The sequence below is a fragment of the Deltaproteobacteria bacterium genome, assembly GCA_009929795.1.
Lineage (GTDB): Bacteria > Desulfobacterota > Desulfovibrionia > Desulfovibrionales > Desulfomicrobiaceae > RZZR01.
On record RZZR01000394.1, the window covers coordinates 1 to 1,125 of the forward strand.

Consider the following 1,125-nt stretch of genomic DNA (forward strand, 5'->3'; position numbering starts at 1 on the left):
CTCCGGGAAAAATTGTCGTGGCCGTCCTGAACGGTGAGTTGACGGTCAAGCGTCTGGTCCGGCGTGGGCGATCCCTTTTCCTTGCCCCGGAGAATCCCGACTACGAGGCCATTCCCGTCCACGAGGACCTCGATTTCCTCGTCTGGGGCGTGGTCGAAGCCGTGGTCCGAAAACTCAGATGACCAGACTGGTCCATCCTCGAGCATCGTCTTCACCCCGGTTCTACGCCCTGATCGACGGGAACAATTTCTACGTCTCCTGCGAGCGGCTCTTCGACCCATCGCTGGAACACCGTCCGGTGGTCGTCCTCTCCAACAATGACGGCTGCGTCATCGCCCGTTCGCCCGAGGCCAAGGCCCTGGGCATTGCCATGGGGGAGGCGGCCTTTCTCCGCAAGGCCTTTTTTCGCCAAAACAACGTGATCTCCCTGTCATCAAATTTCACGCTCTACGGGGACATGTCGGCTCGGATGATGTCCGTTCTCTCCCGGTTTTCCCCCGAGGTGGAGGTCTATTCCATCGACGAGTGCTTTTTGGGCTTCACGGCCCAAAGCCCTCGAGATTTGGTCGGGCTGGCTTCGGAGCTTCGACGCACGGTGCGTCGGTGGACCGGAATACCAACCTGCGTCGGCCTGGGCCGGACCAGGACCCTGGCCAAGGCCGCCAACCGACTGGCCAAGAAGAACCCCGCCCTGAACGGAATCTGCCTTCTCGGCACGGAGGCCGAGATCGAACGGGCCTTGGCCGGTATTGATGTTGGGGACGTTTGGGGAATCGGGCGGAAATCGGCCCGGTTCCTGAACGAGCGCGGTATCCTCACCGCACTGCAGCTGGCCCGGATGCCCGATGCCTGGGTCCGGAAAAACCTCAGGGTCACGGGCTTGAACACGGCCATGGAACTCAGGCAGATTCCCTGTCTGGATCTGGACTTGGCGCCATCTCCCGCGAAGAGCCTTGTCTGCTCCCGGTCGTTCGGCGCTCCGGTCAGGGACAGGGAATCGCTTTGCGAGGCCCTCTCGTCCTTTGTCCATCGGGCCGGGGAACGCCTTCGCGCCAAGGGTCTCCTGGCCGGGACGATCCAGACTTTTGTCGGCACCAGCAGACACCGCCCGGGCCCGCAGCATTG

2 protein-coding genes are annotated in these 1,125 nt (G+C 62.5%); both read left to right on the plus strand.

Annotation, left to right across the window (positions count from 1 at the left end):
• On the plus strand, positions 1-182 hold a 182-nt coding region (locus EOM25_15245), incomplete at its 5' end, for a hypothetical protein (GenBank protein NCC26535.1).
• On the plus strand, positions 179-1,125 hold a 947-nt coding region (locus EOM25_15250; GenBank protein NCC26536.1), incomplete at its 3' end, for a Y-family DNA polymerase. The genes EOM25_15245 and EOM25_15250, both read left to right, overlap by 4 nt.